Source organism: Agromyces sp. Y558 (assembly GCF_059445415.1).
In genome coordinates, this window is sequence record NZ_JCAIUH010000001.1 from 887726 (window position 1) to 905503 (window position 17778).

Consider the following 17778-nt stretch of genomic DNA (forward strand, 5'->3'; position numbering starts at 1 on the left):
ATCGCGGTGGCGGTGCGCCGCCGCCGCTGCTGCTCACTCGGTCGACTCCTTGACCTGCCAGCGGCCGTCGCCCTGGTCGATCAGCACACCGCTCACTCTGGCGCCGTCGCGTTCCGCCGAGAATCCGATTGGCGGCAGCCCCTTGTCGGAGAGGCTCAGGCCACCGCTGAACGTGGGTGAGACGTACCCGAGTTCCTCGAGCGCCTGCGTGCGCGCCTGGGTGTCCCAGATGCCAGAGAGTGTCCACGCCATCGCGCCCGCCGTGAGCGCCGAGACGAGGAAGACCACGAAGCCGAGTTCGCGGATGGGCTTCGAGCGGCGTCGGGTGCCGAGAATGGAGACGACGACGCCGATGGCGAGCGTGATCACGGGAATCGCAACCGGCCACGGATTCCAAGGGGCGATCGTGACGATCACATCGACTTCGGCAGCGAAGCTCACCCGGTCTTCGTCCAGTCGAGGTTGATGACGTCGCCGATGTAGACGTTCTCGCCGTAGTCGTGCACCTGTGGGTTCATCCGCAGCAGTTGTTGCTGCGGCAGGTCGAAGCGCTGGGCGATGTCGAAGAAGTGGTCGCCCGAGACGACGGTGTAGCTGATGGGCATGCCCGACCCGTCGAGCACGGGGGAGCCGTTCGCACCGTCGCCCGCGCCGAGATCGACGGCTGGGCCCGGCTCGTAGACGGGCGCAGGCGCGTTCGGCACCGGCTCGGGAGCGGGGGCCGGCGCGGGCTCCACGGGCGGCGCTGCGACCGGCGTCGGCGTCGGCGTGGGAGCGGGCTTCGGCGTCGCGGTGACGGTCGCGACGATGGTGACGGGCGGCGGGGTGGGTGCACCGACGCATCCGCTCAGCGCGAGCACGCCCGCTGCTCCGAGCACTGCACCGAGACCGAGAGCGGATGCCGCTTTCCTGCCGATTGCTCGCTTCACCGGGCCTCCCGACCGTAGGGCGGCGCGCCGCCCTCGGCGCACCGGTCGGTTCACACTATGGGTCGAGTCGGGCTTCCGACAAGTGGCCGATGGTCGTATTCGCATCGGGATTCCGGCAGATCACGTCATCTCGGTGCGCCGCGTGGCGAGAGCCGATCGAGGATCGCGGCACGGATGCGCGTGAGTCCTTCGACGAGCTGCGAATCGCTCGGCGCCGCATAGCCGAAGACGATGCCAGGCTGCCCATCGCCGGGGATCGCGGAATAGTCGGAGAGGGGTGCGACGCCGACGCCTTCCGCCGTGAGTCGGGCGACGACGGCAGCGGATGCCGCGGCATCCGCCAGCCCGATGACCGCGTGCAGCCCGCCGTCGAGTCCGGAGAGCGTGACGCCGGGCAGCCCGTCGAGGGCGGCGAGCACGAGACGGCGCCGGTGAGCGTACTCGCGCCGGGCGACCGCGATGTGCCGGCGCACGGCGCCGCTCGCGAGGAGCGCGGCCATGGCATCCTGCACCACGCCGGGCACGGGGCAGGGCTCGTCGGCGCGGGCACGGGCGATCGCGTCGCGCAGCTCGGAGTTCGCCCCTGTCGGCGGCAGCACGAGGTAGCCGAGCCGGATCCATGGCGTGAGCACCTTCGAGAAGCTGCCGACGAGCACCACGCGGCCGGACTCGTCGAGCGACGCGAGCGCGGGCAGGGGCGGGCCGAGGTGTCGGAACTCGCTGTCGTAGTCGTCTTCGATCACGAGGGCGCCGGTCGCGCGCGCCCACGCGAGCAGTTCGAGCCGGGTTCCGACGGGCAGGCGACCGCCGAGTGGGTACTGGTGGCTCGGCGTGACCATGACGGCGTCGGCGCGGTGCGGAATTCGTCGCAGTGCGTCGAGGTCGAGCCCGTCGGCGTCGAGCCCGACTGGTGCGGTGCGGGCGCCGTGGCGCTCGAGGGTGCGGCGCGCCGACGGGTAGCCGGGATGCTCGACCGCGACCACGGGAGCCCGCCCGGCGACGGATGCGAGTGCGAAGGCCACGAGCCCGAGCGCCTCACTCGTGCCCGCGGTGACGACGACGTCGTCGGGCGCGCATGAGAGGCCTCGAGCGTGCCGCAGGTGATCGGCGATCTCGGCGCGCAGTCGATCGACACCGAACGGCGGCGGAGCATTGGCAGGGATCTCGAGTGACGCGGCATGCCGCCAGGCCGCACGCCACGCCCGTCGGTCGATGCGCGAGGTCGAGGGGTGACCTGGCAGGAGGTCGATGCGCGGCTCGTCGACCGGCGCAGCGGATGTCGCGGCATCCGCTCGCTCGTCGAGTCCGTGAGCGCTCGCGACGCGCGTCGCCGCGGGGTCGAGTACTGCGACGCGCGTCGCCGCTCCCTGCCGCATCTCGAGGTAGCCCTCGCCGGCGAGCTGCTCGAACGCCGCGACGGCAGCGCTGCGTGAGACGCCCAGTTCTTTCGCGAGCGCGCGCGTCGAAGGCACGGGTTCGCCCGGGCGGAGGGCGCCGCGGAGGATGCCGCGGCGCAGGCCGTCGACGAGCTGCACGACGATGGGCTTGCCGGATTCGCGGTCGATGGTGAGGATCGGCCCGTCCATACGACTCCAGACTGGACTGGTGGAAACTGCAGGAACTGGACTGCAGGCACGACCAGTGTAGCGCCGAGACTCGAAGCATGACCACGATCGACCCCGCGGCCGCCGCGGCCCCCGCCGCCCCTGCACCCGCCGAAACACTCGCACCCCGCCGCATCCGCCGCTTGCCCGAGCGCCAGAGTGCCGACCGCGACGCCCTCTTCGAACTGCTCGACTCCGAACTCGTCGGCCACCTCGCCGCCGTCGTCGACGGTGCGCCGATCATCGTGCCGATGGGGTACGCCCGCGACGGCGAGCATCTGCTGGTGCACGGCTCGACCGGCGGCGGGTTCGCCCTGCGCGCGGCATCCGAACGCCAGACCGTGGCCTTCGCCGTGACCGCGCTCGACGGCCTCGTCTTCGCCCGCTCGCTCTTCGACAGTTCGATGAACTACCGCAGCGTCGTCGTCTACGGTGTGTTCGAGCCGGTCGAGGGCGAGCGAGCGGATGCCGCGTTCATCGCGCTCTCCGAACGACTCATGCCCGGACGCTCAGCCGAAGTGCGCGCCACGACCCGCAAGGAGGCCGCGGCGACCCGCGTGCTGCAGCTTCGCCTCGACGACGTGGTCATGAAGGTGCGTGCGGCCGGGGCGTCCGAGGCTCCCGACGACGGCGAGGACCACTCCGTGTGGGCCGGCGTCGTGCCGCTCGGCAAGGCCTGGGGTTCGCCCGAGCGTTCGGCGCTCACGCCGGAGTCAACCCCGACACCCGACTCGGTGGTCGCCCTGACGACATCGACCGGCCAGGGCCGCAGGCTTCTCTGAGGTTTCATCAGATTCCGTGAGTGTCCATCAGAAGGGAGGTGCGCGATGTTCGCCATCCTGTTCCTCGCAGCGTTCGGCCTGGTCACCGCCGTGGCGGTCTCAGCCGCGATCGTGCAGTTCAGCCGTGACGGCTACCGCCGTGCACCGACCCTCTCCCGTTAACCGGGCGCATCGGGTAAGTGGGTCCCGTCGGGGGAGGCGCCGCGAAATAGGGCGATCGCCCGATGAGCCTCAGGCACCTTAGCGAGCACGCTGGAGGCATCCGGTCGGAAGTTCCGGAAGAGCACCAGGAGGAATCATGCAGTTCTCGGCAGACTTCGTCGTATTGCACGCCCACCAGACCGACGTGCTGCGCGCCGAGCACGAGCTCAACCTGCAGCGCAGTGCCGAAGAGAGCGGGTCGGGCGACGCGGTGGCGTCGCCCGGCATCGCTGTTCGCCGGCACCGTCACCACCACGCGCACCGGGCTCCGCGACTCGCGTTGCGGTGACCCCCACCGTCACCATCGGGGCGCCGGCGGTGTCACTGCCCGCCGGCCCGCGGGTGCACCTGCATCCGCCGAGCGCTCCCGATCCGATTCAGCTGAGCGCGATCACGGATGCCGCGGCAGCCGCCGCTGTCGGTGGTACGTGGCACGATGAGATCGTGATCACGTCAGCGGCGGCCATGGTCGGTCGCGACGCCGACCTCTCGAGGCTCAACGAGCGACTCGACGAGGTGCGCGCAGGCGCGCCGTTCACCGTCATCATCGGCGGTGAAGCCGGCATCGGCAAGACCCGGCTCATCCGCGAGTTCCAGCGCGGGCTGCCGGCCGACGTGCAGCTCCTCGCCGGTCAGTGCGTCGACCTCGGCAGTGTCGCGGCACCGTACGCTCCCGTCAAGGCGGCCTTGCGCACGCTCATCGCCGAGCTCGGGCCCGAGCGGGTGCTCGAGGCGGCCGGCCCCGGTCGCTCGGCGCTCGCCGCGCTCCTCCCAGAGCTCGCGGCGTCCGAGACCGACGTCCAGCCCGCCGCGGCACTGGCCGGTGTCGGCGCCGCCACCGGCCAACTGCACGAGGGCATCGCGGTGCTGCTCGAGACCGTCTCCCGCGAGCGCCCCATCGTGCTCGTCATCGAAGACCTGCACTGGGTCGACGCCGCGACGCTTGCGCTCCTCCGATTCCTCATGCGCGCGCTGGGCTCGAGCCGAGTGCTCACGGTGCTCACGTACCGCAGCGAAGACGTCACGCGGGGGCATCCGCTGCGCCCCTTCCTCTCCGAGGCCGAGCGCGACCGCTGGGTCGAACGCCGCGATCTCCCGCGGCTCACTCGCGCGCAGGTGCGCAAGCTCGTGAAGTCGCTCGTGGTCGACGAGGCGCCCAGCGCGAGTGCGCTCGACACCGTGTTCCGCCGCAGCGACGGCGTGCCGTTCTTCGTCGAAGAGCTCGTCGGCATCGACGGATGCCGCGACGAGAGCTTCGTGCCCGACACCCTGCGCGAGCTCCTGCTCGCCCGTTACGAGCGACTGCCCGATCCGGCACAAGAGCTGCTGCGGCTCATCTCCACCGGAGGTGTGCGCATCTCCCACGCCTTGCTGTCCGGCGTGTACGCAGGCACAGCCGATGAGCTCGACGCCGCGGCACGCCAGTGCGTGGTCTTCGGGGTGCTCACGATCGAGGGTGACGATTACGCCTTCCGACACGCGCTCGTGCGCGAGGCCATCCTCTCCGACCTGCTGCCCGGCGAGCGGGCGCGCTTCCACGCACGGTACGCCGAGGCGTACGAAGCGGCGGCCGCCGCCGGCACTCGTCGACTCGCTGCCGAGATCTCCTTCCACTGGCTCGGCGCGCACGACGCGACGCGAGCCTTCCCCGCAAGCATCCAGGCGATGCGCGAAGCGCGCGCCGCAGCGGCGTATGCGACGGCCGCTCAACTGGGCGAACGGGCGCTCGGCCTGTGGGACGTCGTGCCCGATCCGGCACGTGCCGCCGGCATGGCGAAGCTCGAGCTCATGGGCCGCACGGCCTCGCACCTCCGCAATGCGGGCGAAGGCGAGCGAGGCCTCACGCTCGTGAAAGCCGCCCTCGCCGAGTGCCCGCGCGACGATCCGCAGTACCCCCGGTTCCTGCGCGACAAGGCGATGTACCTCGCCAACGTGGGGCGGCCGGGTTCGATTCCCGTACTCGAAGAAGCGCTCGAGGCGCTCGGCGAGCACGGCTCGAGCGAGATTCGCATGACCGTGCTCACCGGTCTCAGCGGCCGACTCATGATCGAGGGTCGGCTCGATGAGGCCGTCGAGACCGCAGAACGTGCGCTCAGCGTGGCGCTCGAGCTCGATTCGCCGAGATACGCGTCGATCACCACCAACATCGCGGCCGTCAGTCGTGCCAGTCGTGGCGAGGTCGAGGCAGGTCTGGCCGGCCTCGAGCGCGCGCGTGAACTCGCCGCCGGCGACGGTACGGCGCTGCTGCGCTACTGGGTGAACGCCTCCGACCTCCAGTACCTCGTCGGCAACCATCGCGAAGCGGTGCGGTTGGCCGAAGCGGGCCTCGAACAGGCACGCGCCCAAGGTGTCGAGCGCAGCACGGGCGTCCTCCTCGCTTCCAACGCCGTCGACCCGCTCTTCGCTCTCGGCGAATGGGATCGCGCCGCCGCACTGGTCGAGCGCGCCCTCGCCCTCGACCCTCCCGGCCCGTTCGGCGTCTACCTGCAACGCGCACGCATCTGGGGCATCCTGTGGCTCGGCGAACCGGTTCGTGCGGCCGAGCAGTTGCGGCGCGTCCGATCCGCCTGGGGCGAGGTCATGGAGGTCGAGACGCAGACGAGGCTCAGCGTGAGCCGCGTCGCCGCCGAGGTGGCGCTCGCCAACGGCGACGTGGCCGAGGCGTGGCGAGAGGTGAGGCGGGTGCTCGAAGAGCACGACGTGCCACTACCCGGCTACGCTCTACCGGCGCTCTGGGTGGCGGCGCGAGTCATCGGCGCCGCCAGATCGGGTGCGCCCGAGCGTGCAGGGGGCATCTCCGATGCGCTCGCCGCCGAGATCGGGGCGGCCGAGCCCACGTTCCGTGGGCTGCTCGATCAGCTGACCATGTGGCCGACGCATTCGCTCTGGGCCGCGTTCTTCGACGCCGAGCTCGCCGAGGCGCCCGGGGGCGCCGCCGGTTCAGATGTCGCGGCCTGGAGCGCAGCGGCGAAGACCGCCGCCGCGCCTGCCGCGCCCGGATACCTCGCACCGTTCGCCCTCCTCCGACAGGGTGAGGCCGAACTCGCGTGCGGCGATCGCGCCGCCGCCAAGGTGACGCTGCAGAGTGCGCTCGACCTGGCGCTGAGCGGCGGGGTCGGCGCGGTTCGCGACCGGGTCTCGCAGGTGGCAGCTGCCGCGGGGCTCGCGCTCGACGGCGGCATGGGCGCCGGCCGGGGCAAGGCGGCGAACAACGCCGGGGCACCGGGCATCGCGGGCGCCGCTGCATCCGATGCCGAACTCACCGCCGCGACCGCCGAGCTGACCGCACGCGAACGGCAAGTGCTCGAACTCATCGCCGAGGGGCTCAGCAACCGGCAGATCGGTGAGCGACTCTTCATCAGCGGCAAGACTGCGAGCGTGCACGTCTCGGCGATCCTGCGCAAGCTCGGCGCGGCGACCCGCACCGAGGCGGCCTACCGCGCGGGCGTGCTGCGCTGACGCGGGCGCGCCGTCCCTGCCGCCCTCCGCAGCGCCGGCCTCCGCAGCGCCGCCCTCCGCTCAGTTCAAGCCGTGCAGCCCCGCGTGCCGTGCCGTGCAGCCCGTGCCGTGGCCCGTGCCGTGCAGCAATTCAGGAGCGGAGGCGTGTCGTCCGGCGTGTCGCGTGGCTGAAGCGAAGACACGCCGTGCGCTGACCTGAATTGCTGCAAGGCTCTGGCGAGCGAGAAGGCAAGGGCTGGGGCGGGGGCGAGGACCATGGCGCGATCAGCGCACCGGGCGGAACCCCCGTGCGACATCGATGAGGATGCGCGCGCCGAACCCGGTCGCACCCTTCGAGCGCCACGAGTCGTCGGCATCCGACTGCATCGTGCCCGCGATGTCGAGGTGCGCCCACGGGGTCGCACCCACGAAGTGGTCGAGGAACAGCGCCGCCGTCGTCGCACCGGCGAACGGGCCGCCGAGGTTGGCGATGTCCGCGACCTCCGAGTCGAGCTGCTTGCGGTACCTGCGCTCGAGCGGCAGCCGCCAGACCTGCTCGTCGGTCGCAGCCGACGCGCGCTCGACCGCCGTGAGCATCGTCTCGTCGTTGCCGAGCAGCGCCGCCACCGACTGGCCGAGTGCCATGAGCGCCGCCCCCGTGAGTGTCGCGATGTCGACGATCGCATCGACGCCGTCTTCGTTCGCGAGTGAGATGCCGTCCATCATCACGAGCCGGCCCTCGGCGTCGGTGTTCCTCACTTCGACCGTGGTGCCATTGCGCGCGGTGAGCACGTCGCCGAGTTGGTACGCCGAGCCCGACGGCATGTTGTCTGTGCACATGAGCCAGCCGCTCACGGTCGCGGTGGCGCCGAGGTCGCGCAGTGCGGTGAAGGCTCCGAGCACGGATGCCGCGCCGCCCATGTCCATCTTCATGAGCAGGTGCATCGGGTCCGACGGCTTCAGGCTGATGCCGCCCGAGTCGTACATGATGCCCTTGCCGACGAGGCCGAGGTGTCCGGTGGAGGATCCGGCGGGCGTGTAGCGCAGCTTGATCATGCGCGGCTCTTCGGTCGAGCCGCGATTCACGCCGAGCAGGCCGCCGCAGCCGAGGTCGATGAGCTGTTGCTTGTCGAACACCTTGACGTCGAACCCGAAGCGAGTGCCGAGCTCGACGGCGACATCGGCCAGGTCGGTCGCCGTGAGATGCCCGCCTGGGGCGTTCGCGAGGTCGCGGGCGATGTTCGCTGCTCGTGAGGTGATGAGGCCCACCTCGATGCCGGCTGCCAGTTCGGCGGCGTCGGGCGTCGCCGGCAGCACGTCGCCGATTCGCAGGGCGAGTCGCTCGAGCGACGTGCCGGGGGGCTTCGTCGAGAGGCCCGTGTAGCGGTATCGTGCGAGCGCGGCGCCTTCGGCGATCGCCTGCCCGGCGGCTGCGCGGTCGAGGCCACCGAGCGCAGGGATCTCGAAACCGAGGCGCGCGCTCGTCGATGCCGCGCGCACGAAGGTCGCGGTCGCGTCGCGCAGTCCGTTGACGGTCAGATCTGCGGTCGTGCCGCCGCCGACGAGCACAGTGGGCTCGTCGCCCGGCATGAGCAGCGTCTGTCCGGGCTTCGCGTCGAACCCGGCCCGTTGCCACGCTGCGGGGTCGAGCCCGGCGATGGACGCCGGCTCCGAGGCATCCGTGAATACGAGCACGCCGGTCGTCTCGACCTCGCCGAGCGCGTCGTCGAGCACGACCGCGAGGGAATGCGCGAGCGACGGCGTCGCGGTGAAGTCGGCCGGGATGAGTTTGTTCGGACTGCGGGTCATGCGAGTGCCTCTTCTTCGTCGACGGGATCGATGGGGTCGTCATCGTCGGGTTCGAGTTTCTCGGGCAATTCGTCCTTGCGTCGGCCGGGCATGCGCGTCGCCGGCACGATCGCGAGCAGCGCGAGCGCCGCGAGACCGAGCAGCGACACCTGCAGCGACTGCAGCCGCGCCTCGGCGTTGACGAGGATGGCGGCGTCGACTTCGGGGCCGGTCGCCCGGGATTCGAGGGCGGCGGCGAGCTGCTCGTTCGTGAGGAAGTCGGCCTCGTTGAAGTTCACCTGCGAGATGAGCTCATCGGAGATCTCGGGGTGCTCCTGCGCCCCGGTCAACAGCATCGTCGAGAGCATGCCGACCGCGAAGGCCGTACCGACGGCGATGCCCACGCTGCCCGAGATGTTGTGCACGAGCCCGCGCCAGGCGCCGACGTCGCCCGCGAGTTGCTTCGGCGCCGCGGAGAGCAGGGTGTTGAACACCAGCGCGACGATCGAGCCCTGGCCGAGGCCGAGCAGGATGAGTCCCACGACCACGAAGCCCTGGCTCCATTCGCCGCGCACGGTGAAGGCGAGCAGGGTGAGCGCAGCGGCCACGACGACGAACCCTGCGCTCGCGAGCACCCGCGGCGGGAACCTGCCGTAGAGCGATGCGATGAATGTCGATGCGAGGAAGATCGACAGCGTGTAGGGGATGATCGAGAACGACGTCTCGATGCTCGACCGGCCCTGCACGACCTGGATGTAGAGCGGAATCAGGAAGTTCGCGGCGGTGCCGACGAAGAGCATGATGCCCATGCACGCGGTGATCGCGCGCTCGGAGCCCGTCGCGAGCACCCGCAGGTCGAAGATGCGCGGCTTGCCCTCGCGCCCTCGGCGCCGCAGCCACGAGAAGAACACCTGGCCCACGATGAGGCCCGCGAGCACGAGGAGCGGGGCCGGCGAGATGCCGAGGATGTCGAACGGCGCTTGGTTCGTCGCGAGCCAGACTCCCCACGTCGAGAGGCCGGAGAAGCCGAAGCTCAGCAGGATGACGGCGACGGCGGCCAGCAGGGCGCCGGTCCAGTCGATCGAGAGGCCGGGCTGGGCGGGCACGCGCTTCAGCCGGAAGCTCAGCAACAGGTTGATGACGGCGAGGCCGACCATGAGCACGAACGACCAGCGCCATCCGATCGTGGTCGCGAACCAGCCCGCGAGGATGAGGGCGAGTACGCCCGCCGCGGGGATCGCCGCAGCGAGCAGGCCGATCGCTCTGCCCTGCTGCGGTCCGTGGTAGTTCGTGGCGATGAACACCGTGAGCGCCGGCGCGATGAGCGCGATGACGGCGCCCGAGGAGGCCTGCGCGATGAAGAGCATCGCCGGGCTCACGCTCAGCGCGACACCGAGCATGGCGACGCCGTGAATCGCGACGGCGATCTGGAAGACGCCTCGGCTGCCGAAGCGGGAACCGATTTTCGCACCGAGCAGAATGAACGCCGCCATTGCGAAGGTTCCGGCGGTGATCGCGATGCCGATCGAGCTCGCCGCGGTCTCGAGGTCGGTCGTGATACCGGCCATCGACACGGTCAGCGCATTCACGGCGAACGAGACCTGGATCTGCGTCATCACGACCACGATGAGCGCGAGCCACGAAGTCTTCGGAATCGGAACGGCGACGGGTGCCTCGGCCTGCATGCTCATGAACGATCCCCTCGGTTCACAGATACTGATGCTCACCGTACTGCGTGAGCCTCGCCCGGCGATACTGCTGCTGCTGCGACTGCGAAGGCGGCGAATGTCCGCCCCCCGCACTCCGGCCGGCTGTCATTGAGTCGCGACGACTGTGACGACTACAGTGAGCGTCATGTCAGCCGGGGGGCGTGTGCGGGTCACTTCCGTGCTTGCGGCGTTCGCCGTGGCCGCGATGCTCGGGGTCGGCGCGCTCGCCGCGGCCCCGGCGGGGGCGGTTGCGATGAGCCCGGTGGTCGAACCCGTCCAGCCGACGGCGCCGGCCGGGGAGGCGCCGGCCGGGGAGGTGCCGCCGACGGAACCCGAACCCGACCCAGGGCCGGAGCCGGGGCCGACGGAGGATCCGAAGCCGCCCGTCGAGACCGTCGAGCCGCCGGCCTCCGAGGCGCCGCCGCCTGAGGTTCCAGGCGGCCCCGTCGACGAGAACGGCGATGGCGGGGGTGACCCTGAGGACGCGCCTGTGCTCGAACCGGTGCCGCCCGCGGCATCCGATGTCGAGAATCGCTCGCCGTGGTCGTGGATCATCGCCGTGATCGTGCTGCTCGCGATCGCCGCGGTGCTCCTCGCGATCCGGCGGCCGGGTGCCGCCGAGCCCGTAGCGGAAACCGGCCAGTCCGGCCAGACCGGCCAGACCGGCCAGACCGGCTTGATTGACGTGGCCGCCGGCGCCGTGGTGCACGGGGCCGCCGCGGACGAGACCCTCGCCGCCATGGAGGCCACGGGCGAGGCGATGATCGACGCGGGGTACTCGGTGACCACCGTGGGCGCTGCGCTCGAGGACATCGCCAAGGTGAACGGCATTCCCGAGACCGAGACCATCGTCTTCCCGACCGCGCTGATCGTCTCCGCCCGAGGCGTCGGCGAACTCCGCACCGGTGCCGTCTCGAGCGGGCACAGCCGCCTGATGCTGTACCAGGTCGACGAGTTGCACCGCACGGTCGAAGCCGCCAGAGCAGGTCGCATCGACCCCGTGACGACGAAACGGAGCATCCGGAGGCTCCGCCGCAGGCCGGCACCGTACTCTGCGACCCAGCGCGTCGTCGCGTACGTGCTGCTCTCCGCGGGTCTCGCCGTGCTGCTCGGCGCCTCATGGGTGGGCGCCGCGGTCGCAGCGGTGCTCGGTGCGATCGTCGGCGGGGTGCTGCTCATCGCCGCTCGGGCGCCGCGCGACTACCAGGCCCTCGTGACCGTCGGCATCGCGTTCTTCGTCTCGATCGCGGTGTTCCTGCTCATCCGCATGGGTCTCGACCCCGGCGTGCTGCCATCGCTCATGGCCCCCCTCGTGACGTTGCTGCCGGGGTCGCTCCTCACGACGGGCGTCATCGAACTGTCGACAGGTCAGATGATGGCGGGTGCCGGGCGGCTCGCCGCCGGGGCGATGCAGCTCGTGCTGCTCGCCGTCGGCATCGTCGCGGGCGCCGCACTCGTCGGCGTTCCGGGCGTCGAGCTCACCGCGGCATCCCAACCGATCGGGCCGATCGCGCCGTGGATCGCGGTCTCTGTCTTCGGCGTCGGCATCGTCGTGCACCAGTGCGGGCGTCGCGACTCGATCGGCTGGATCCTGCTCGTGCTCTACACGGCGTACGGCGCGCAGGTCATCGGCGATATCTTCTTCGGCGGCGTGCTCTCGGCATTCGTCGGGGCGCTCGTGATGACCCCGGTCGCGGTGATGGTGGCGCGCCAGCGAACCGGCCCGCCCGCCGTGGTCAGCTTCCTCCCCGCGTTCTGGCTGCTCGTGCCCGGTGCGCTCGGCCTCGTCGGGGTGACCTCGATCCTCGGCGGCGACGAGGCGGGCGTGACGACCCTCGTCACGACGGTGTCGACGATGGTGGCCATCGCCCTCGGCACACTCGCCGGTTCGGCCCTGACCAGCGGTTTGAGATCATCGCGCGGGCCACTGCTGTGAGGGATGCCTCGCGGCTAATCTGAGCGAATGGACCCCGTCGCGACCACGCTCGTCATCCTGGCGCTCGCGATCGTGGCGTTCATGTCGAACCGGGTGCCGATCGGCATCGTTGCGATCGGCGTCGCCGTGGCGCTCTGGCTCACCGGCATCCTCGATCTCGGGCAAGCGCTCGCCGGATTCGGCGACCCGACGGTGATCTTCATCGCCGCCCTCTTCGTCGTGAGCGAGTCGCTCGACTCGACGGGGGTCACGGCGTGGGCCGGTCAGCAGGTGATCGGGCGCGCCGGCACGAAGCGCGGGCCACTGCTGCTCGTCGTGTGCCTCCTCGTCGCCGGCGTCACCGCCCTCATCAGCGTGAACGGCGCCGTGGCGGCGCTCATCCCTGTCGTCGTCGTGGTCGCGACGCGCGCCGGCATCCCGCCGTCGCAGATGCTCATGCCGCTCGCCTTCTCGGCTCACGCCGGTTCGCTGCTCGCGCTCACGGGTACGCCGGTCAACATCATCGTGAGCGAGACGGCCGCCGACGCCGGCGCCCGGCCGTTCGGCTTCTTCGAGTTCGGGCTCGTCGGTGTGCCTCTCGTCATCGGCACGTTGCTCATCGTCTCGCTCATCGGGCGTCGGCTGCTGCCCGAACGCGCGCCGACGAGGCTGCCGCAAGACGTGAGCGAGCACGCCCGCACGCTTCGGCAGCAGTACGACCTGCCAGAGGAGACCGAGTTGATCGGGGTGCGCCGAGGCGTGACCGAGGTCGTCGTCGCACCTCGCTCCGAGCTCATCGGCCTGCACCTCTTTCCGGGCATGGTGACCCCGAGCGGCGATCTCGTCGTGCTCGCCGTGCAGCGCGGCGGAGAAGACCTCGTCGGCGCCGATTCGCGGCTGCAGGCCGGCGACACCTTGCTGCTCACCGGCGCGTGGGACCAGCTCGAGCGCAACACCGCCGGCCCCCACGTGCTCGTCGTCGATGATCCGGCGCTGGTGCGCCGCTCGGTGCCGCTCGGTTCCGGCGCGAAGCGGGCGATCGTGATCCTCGCGGCGATGGTGGTGCTGCTCGCCACGGGTCTCGTGCCGCCCGCGATCGCGGGGCTCGCCGCGGCATCCGCTCTCGTGCTCGCCCGCGTGGTGTCGCCCACGCAGGCCTATCGCAGCATCTCGTGGACCACGGTCGTGCTGGTCGCAGGCATGATCCCACTCTCGACGGCGTTCATCAGCACGGGTACTGCCGATGTCATCGCCGATGGGCTGCTCGGACTCGTCGGCGACGCATCGCCGTACCTGGCGCTCTTTGCGATCTGCGCGCTCACGATGGTGCTCGGCCAGCTCATCTCGAACACTGCGACGGTGCTCATCATCGCGCCCGTCGCGGTCGTCGTCGCGGCCGACCTCGGCGTCTCGGTGCTGCCGTTCATGATGGCGCTGACGGTCTCGGGGGCCGCGTCATTCCTCACTCCCGTGGCGACCCCCGCCAACACGATGGTGCTCGAACCCGGCGGCTATCGATTCGGCGACTACTGGAAGCTCGGGCTGCCGTTGCTGTTGCTGTTCCTGGTCGTCGCAGTGTTCTACGTGCCGCTCATCTGGCCGTTCTGAGCCCCGCGCGACGTACGCTGGGATCGGAGGCGATGATGAACCGAATCGATGAGATCCCCATCACGACCATGGACGGCAGCACGACGACGCTCGGTGACTACACGGGCAAGGCCGTGCTCGTCGTCAACGTCGCCTCGCGGTGCGGGCTGGCACCGCAATACGCGAAGCTCGAGGAGCTGCAGCGAAAGTACGGCGAAGCGGGCTTCACCGTGCTCGGGTTCCCGAGCAACCAGTTCCTGCAAGAGCTCTCGAGTAACGAGGCGATCAGCGAGTACTGCTCGACGACGTGGGGCATCACCTTTCCGATCTTCGATCGCGTTCGGGTGAACGGTCGCCACGAGCACCCGCTCTACACCGAGTTGAAGCGGGCACCGGATGCCGCCGGCAAGGCCGGCCGTGTCACCTGGAACTTCGAGAAGTTCCTCGTCACGCCCGATCGCGAGGTGCGGCGGTTCCGCCCGCAGACCGAGCCCGACGCCCCCGAAGTGATCGCGGCGATCGAGGCCGCGCTGCCGGTGGCTCGCCCGGCCGACTGACTCCACGGCACGGGCGTCGGGCAGGCGCTGCTCGACGCGGCTATCGGCGATCGGCCCGCCTACCTGTGGGCGCTCGACAACCCCAGGGCGCAGGCGTTCTCCCCAGGGCGCAGGCGTTCTCCCCGGTGCGCGAGGTGCGATTCGTACGGTGATCTCGTCTCGCCAGCTGCGCTTCTCAGGAGATCCACGGCGACACGCCGCATGACCGCGGTGTGTCGCCCCGCATGCCGAACAAGTTCCTGAGAAGCGAGACAAGCGGGTCAGCTGGCGAGTACGGCCGGCCCCGCGGGGACGCGCAGCAATGCGCCCTCGTGGCGCACGGTCGCGGCGGCGATGGTCATCGCCTCGACGAGCGCGTCGGCCCAGCCTTCGACCGTGCGCGGCAACCCGTGCACCGCGATGTGGTGCACGACCGCCGAGAGCGTCGCGTCGCCGGCGCCCATCGTGTCGACGATGGGGCCGGGAAGCTCGACGATGCCGGCGTGCACCGCGTCTCCGCCGTGGTGCACGGTCGCGCCGGCCCTCCCCGCTGTCGCGAGGATCGCGGGGGAGTGGGGAGCCGGGGCATCCGTTGCCGGCCGGCTCGTCCCCGGCCGGCTCGTAGCCGCTGTGCGGAGCCGCTCGACGAACTTCGGAAGTGGGGCGTCGAGCAGCAGTTCGGCGTCCTCGTCGCCGACCTTGACGAGCAGGGCTGTCGCGGCGACCGAAACGAACTGCTCGAGGAAGACCTCGCGGTCGGCCATCATGCCGGCCCGTGGGTTGCCGTCGATGATGAGTCGCTCGCCCGGTCGGTCGATCGCCGTCGCGAGTTCGGCGACCTGCCCAGGGTCGTCGAAGGGGAAGCAGCTCACCACCACGAGGTCCGCCTTGTCGATCGCGGCACGCGTGGCTTCGTCGAATCGGATGCGGCGCCGCTGCGCGGCCTCATTGAACTCGTAGCGGGGCTCGCCGTCGGTTCGGTCGGAGACTGCACGCGAGGTGCCATGTTCCGACGGGCTCTCGATGAGCTTCACCCGATAGTCGCGGACGTAGGCGCGCACGCGGTCGGCCGGCTCGTCGTCCCCAAGCATGGCGACGAGGGTGGTCTCTTCGCCGAGCAGTGCGAGGCCCACCGCCACGTTGAGCGCGGCGCCGCCGACGAATTCGCGGGACCCGCGCGGATCGCGGATCTCGTCGATGAGGGCATCGCCGATGACGACGATGCGTGCCGGTCGCTTCATGCGTTCACTCCTCCGATCGCGGCGCGATCTCGCCCGAGCCGCGCTCGAGCAATCGCGTGGGCACGATCGTACGCGCCGCGGGGGACGTGTGTGCAGCGCGGCGCAATGCTCCCCACGACCCTTCGTCGGGAGACGGTCGTACGAATCATCCGTGGTCGGGCGAAAGCTCGTGGCGCGCGTGAGTTCGGGAGTTGGTGCGGGAGGGTGCGCGCGAGCCGGGAGAATAGGGGTGAGACCCCGAGGAGCACCCAGCACCATGAAACCCGGACCGAGACGCAGCGTCAGCCAGGTCGACATCGTCGACGCCGCGTTCGAGATCCTCGAGCAGAAGGGTTTCGCCGCCGTCTCGGTGCGGGGCGTCGCCGCGGCACTCGGGCTCACACCCACCGCGATCTACACCTACTTCCCATCGAAGAACGCGCTGCTCCGTGCGATGGTCGAAGAGCTCCTCTCGAGTCTCGACCTCGCCGCGGCATCCGACGCGGCGGTTGACTGGCGCGGCAGGGTGCACGCGCTCGCCGCAGCGTTCCGCACGCGACTCGCCGAGCACACGGGCGCAATGGTGCTCGTGACGAGCGGTCCGCTCGACGGGCGGCACGCGCTCGGGTTGAACGAAACCCTCATCGCCGGTTTCATGGGCGAGCGGATGCCGCTGGCCGACGCCGCACGGGCCGCATACGCCGTGCGCGCCCACGTACTCGGGGTGGCTGCCCTCGACGCCGCAGAGCGGGCGGGCGACCCCGAGGCATCCGTCGCCCGATCGGTGACCGGCGCACTCTGGACGGATGCTGCGAGCCACCCGCTCACGGAAGCGACCGCGCATCTCGTGGCCGGCGCCGAGACGGCCGCCGGGGTCGATGACACCTTCACCTGGGGCCTGGATCGCCTGCTCGACGGTGTGCTCACCCCTCCGCCTGCCGTTCCGCTCGCAATGTAGGACATCCGCCTCTTGGTAGGACGAAGCGGGATGCACGCGTCCTCCCAAGAGGCGGATGTCCTACATACCGGCCCTGCCGGGCGGAAGGCGGCATCCGCTCGCGCCAGACTTGCACCGTGCTGCATCTGAGAATGATCGTGCCGCAGGCGCTTCGGGCCGACGTCGACCGAGTGCTGCTGGCGCCCGACGGGCCCGTCGCGAACCTGATCGTGCTGCCGGGCGCTGGGGTCGACCCCGTCGGTGATGTGATCCTCTGCGATGTCGAACGCGATGCGACGAGCTCGCTCCTCGCCGAGCTGCACGGTGTCGGGCTCGACGAACAGGGCTCCATCGCCATCGAGGCCGTCGACCTCGCGCTCGGCCGCAAGCGACGCCACAGCGCGGCCGCAGTGTTCGGCAACGACGACGACGCCGTCGTGTGGGAGGAGGTCGAAGCGCGCACCGACGACGAGGTGCGGCTGTCGGCGACGTTCCTCGTGTTCATGACGGTCGCCACGCTCATCGCCGCGGTCGGCGTGGTCACCGACCAACCGATCCTCATCGTCGGGGCGATGGTCGTCGGACCCGACTTCGGCCCGCTCGCCGCGATCGCCGTCGGCATCGTGCGCCGCCGACCTCGGGTGGCGTGGCGTTCGACGGCGACCCTGCTCATCGGGTACGGCGCAGCTATCCTCGTGACGATCGGGTTCGCGCTTCTGCTGGAGGGCATCGGTGTCTTTCCCGACGATCCGCTGTCGCAGGAGCATCCGCTCACCGAGTTCATCTGGCAGCCCGGGGCGCTCAGCTACATCGTCGGCTTCCTGGCCGGCATCGCGGGCGTGCTCTCGCTCACCTCGGCGAAGTCGGGCGCACTCATCGGCGTGCTCATCTCGGTGACGACCATTCCCGCGGCGGGCGCGATCGCCGTCGCCGTCGCCGATGGGCAGTGGTCGCAAGCCGGCAGCTCCACCGTGCAGCTGCTCGTGAACCTCGTCTCGATCGTCACCGGCGGGGTGCTCACGCTCGCCGTGCAACTCACGGTGCAGCGTCGGGCGTGGAGGCGTCGCGAGCGCCGCCTGCTCGTTCCGCCCGCCGGAGGTCGCTGACGCTTGAGGCGCCGACCCCCGGAGGG

Annotated in this window: 14 protein-coding genes; 8 read left to right on the top strand and 6 right to left on the bottom strand. The window is 70.6% G+C overall.

The genetic code is table 11. The features are described 5' to 3' along the window. Positions 1-33: 33 nt before the first annotated feature. The 3 genes from AC1C2T_RS04230 to pdxR form a co-directional block, all read right to left on the bottom strand. A complete protein-coding gene (locus AC1C2T_RS04230; protein WP_495361488.1) occupies positions 34-441 on the bottom strand; it encodes a hypothetical protein in 408 nt (135 codons plus the stop codon). Then, a complete protein-coding gene (locus AC1C2T_RS04235) occupies positions 438-929 on the bottom strand; it encodes a LysM peptidoglycan-binding domain-containing protein (protein ID WP_495384357.1) in 492 nt (163 codons plus the stop codon). The genes AC1C2T_RS04230 and AC1C2T_RS04235 overlap by 4 nt, the downstream gene beginning before the upstream one ends. A gap of 125 nt (positions 930-1054) precedes the next feature. Continuing rightward, on the bottom strand, positions 1055-2515 hold the full coding sequence (gene pdxR, locus AC1C2T_RS04240) for a MocR-like pyridoxine biosynthesis transcription factor PdxR (protein ID WP_495384358.1): 1461 nt from the start codon (positions 2513-2515) through the stop codon (positions 1055-1057). A 77-nt stretch (positions 2516-2592) separates the two neighbouring features. On the opposite strand from pdxR, the gene AC1C2T_RS04245 reads away from it, so the two are divergent. From AC1C2T_RS04245 to AC1C2T_RS04255, 3 genes are all read left to right on the top strand, one after another. Beyond that, entirely contained in the window at positions 2593-3315 is a 723-nt protein-coding gene (locus AC1C2T_RS04245) for a pyridoxamine 5'-phosphate oxidase family protein (protein WP_495384359.1), read from the top strand. A 298-nt stretch (positions 3316-3613) separates the two neighbouring features. Then, a complete protein-coding gene (locus AC1C2T_RS04250; RefSeq protein WP_495384360.1) occupies positions 3614-3805 on the top strand; it encodes a hypothetical protein in 192 nt (63 codons plus the stop codon). Next, complete coding sequence (locus tag AC1C2T_RS04255) at positions 3802-6975, top strand: helix-turn-helix transcriptional regulator (RefSeq protein ID WP_495384361.1); 3174 nt, start codon at positions 3802-3804, stop codon at positions 6973-6975. Before AC1C2T_RS04250 ends, AC1C2T_RS04255 begins: the two co-directional genes overlap by 4 nt. 264 nt (positions 6976-7239) lie before the next feature. On the opposite strand, the gene AC1C2T_RS04260 is transcribed toward AC1C2T_RS04255, so the two are convergent. Next, positions 7240-8763, bottom strand: a complete 1524-nt coding sequence (locus AC1C2T_RS04260; protein WP_495361481.1) for a leucyl aminopeptidase family protein — start codon at positions 8761-8763, stop codon at positions 7240-7242. Further along, a complete protein-coding gene (locus AC1C2T_RS04265; protein WP_495361480.1) occupies positions 8760-10433 on the bottom strand; it encodes an MFS transporter in 1674 nt (557 codons plus the stop codon). Before AC1C2T_RS04265 ends, AC1C2T_RS04260 begins: the two co-directional genes overlap by 4 nt. Before the next feature lie 163 nt (positions 10434-10596). Here AC1C2T_RS04265 and AC1C2T_RS04270 point away from each other — a divergent pair, with 163 nt between their 5' ends. Genes AC1C2T_RS04270 through AC1C2T_RS04280 form a run of 3 tightly spaced genes read left to right on the top strand, consistent with a single transcriptional unit; the run spans position 10597 to position 14510 of the window. After that, positions 10597-12387, top strand: coding sequence for a threonine/serine exporter family protein (locus tag AC1C2T_RS04270; RefSeq protein ID WP_495361478.1), 1791 nt, complete (start codon positions 10597-10599; stop codon positions 12385-12387). A 27-nt stretch (positions 12388-12414) separates the two neighbouring features. Continuing rightward, positions 12415-13974, top strand: a complete 1560-nt coding sequence (locus AC1C2T_RS04275; RefSeq protein ID WP_495361476.1) for an SLC13 family permease — start codon at positions 12415-12417, stop codon at positions 13972-13974. Between the two features lie 35 nt (positions 13975-14009). Beyond that, complete coding sequence (locus AC1C2T_RS04280; protein ID WP_495361474.1) at positions 14010-14510, top strand: glutathione peroxidase; 501 nt, start codon at positions 14010-14012, stop codon at positions 14508-14510. Between the two features lie 260 nt (positions 14511-14770). Here AC1C2T_RS04280 and AC1C2T_RS04285 read toward each other — a convergent pair whose 3' ends face one another. Beyond that, on the bottom strand, positions 14771-15730 hold the full coding sequence (locus AC1C2T_RS04285; RefSeq protein WP_495384362.1) for a PfkB family carbohydrate kinase: 960 nt from the start codon (positions 15728-15730) through the stop codon (positions 14771-14773). A gap of 256 nt (positions 15731-15986) precedes the next feature. Between AC1C2T_RS04285 and AC1C2T_RS04290 the strand changes: the two genes are divergently transcribed. Together AC1C2T_RS04290 and AC1C2T_RS04295 are read left to right on the top strand one after the other, a co-directional pair. Next, positions 15987-16667: a TetR/AcrR family transcriptional regulator gene (locus AC1C2T_RS04290; protein WP_495384363.1), complete on the top strand. Its 681-nt coding sequence runs from the start codon at positions 15987-15989 to the stop codon at positions 16665-16667. Between the two features lie 116 nt (positions 16668-16783). Then, positions 16784-17752: a DUF389 domain-containing protein gene (locus AC1C2T_RS04295; protein WP_495384364.1), complete on the top strand. Its 969-nt coding sequence runs from the start codon at positions 16784-16786 to the stop codon at positions 17750-17752. The last annotated feature ends 26 nt before the right edge of the window (positions 17753-17778 follow it).

Coding starts and splice junctions, on each gene's coding strand:
- pdxR (WP_495384358.1), bottom strand. CDS start 2,515: ATGGACGGGCCGATCCTCACCATCGACCGCGAATCCGGCAAGCCCATC.
- AC1C2T_RS04245 (WP_495384359.1), top strand. CDS start 2,593: ATGACCACGATCGACCCCGCGGCCGCCGCGGCCCCCGCCGCCCCTGCA.
- AC1C2T_RS04250 (WP_495384360.1), top strand. CDS start 3,614: ATGCAGTTCTCGGCAGACTTCGTCGTATTGCACGCCCACCAGACCGAC.
- AC1C2T_RS04260 (WP_495361481.1), bottom strand. CDS start 8,763: ATGACCCGCAGTCCGAACAAACTCATCCCGGCCGACTTCACCGCGACG.
- AC1C2T_RS04265 (WP_495361480.1), bottom strand. CDS start 10,433: ATGAGCATGCAGGCCGAGGCACCCGTCGCCGTTCCGATTCCGAAGACT.
- AC1C2T_RS04270 (WP_495361478.1), top strand. CDS start 10,597: ATGTCAGCCGGGGGGCGTGTGCGGGTCACTTCCGTGCTTGCGGCGTTC.
- AC1C2T_RS04275 (WP_495361476.1), top strand. CDS start 12,415: ATGGACCCCGTCGCGACCACGCTCGTCATCCTGGCGCTCGCGATCGTG.
- AC1C2T_RS04280 (WP_495361474.1), top strand. CDS start 14,010: ATGAACCGAATCGATGAGATCCCCATCACGACCATGGACGGCAGCACG.
- AC1C2T_RS04285 (WP_495384362.1), bottom strand. CDS start 15,730: ATGAAGCGACCGGCACGCATCGTCGTCATCGGCGATGCCCTCATCGAC.
- AC1C2T_RS04290 (WP_495384363.1), top strand. CDS start 15,987: ATGAAACCCGGACCGAGACGCAGCGTCAGCCAGGTCGACATCGTCGAC.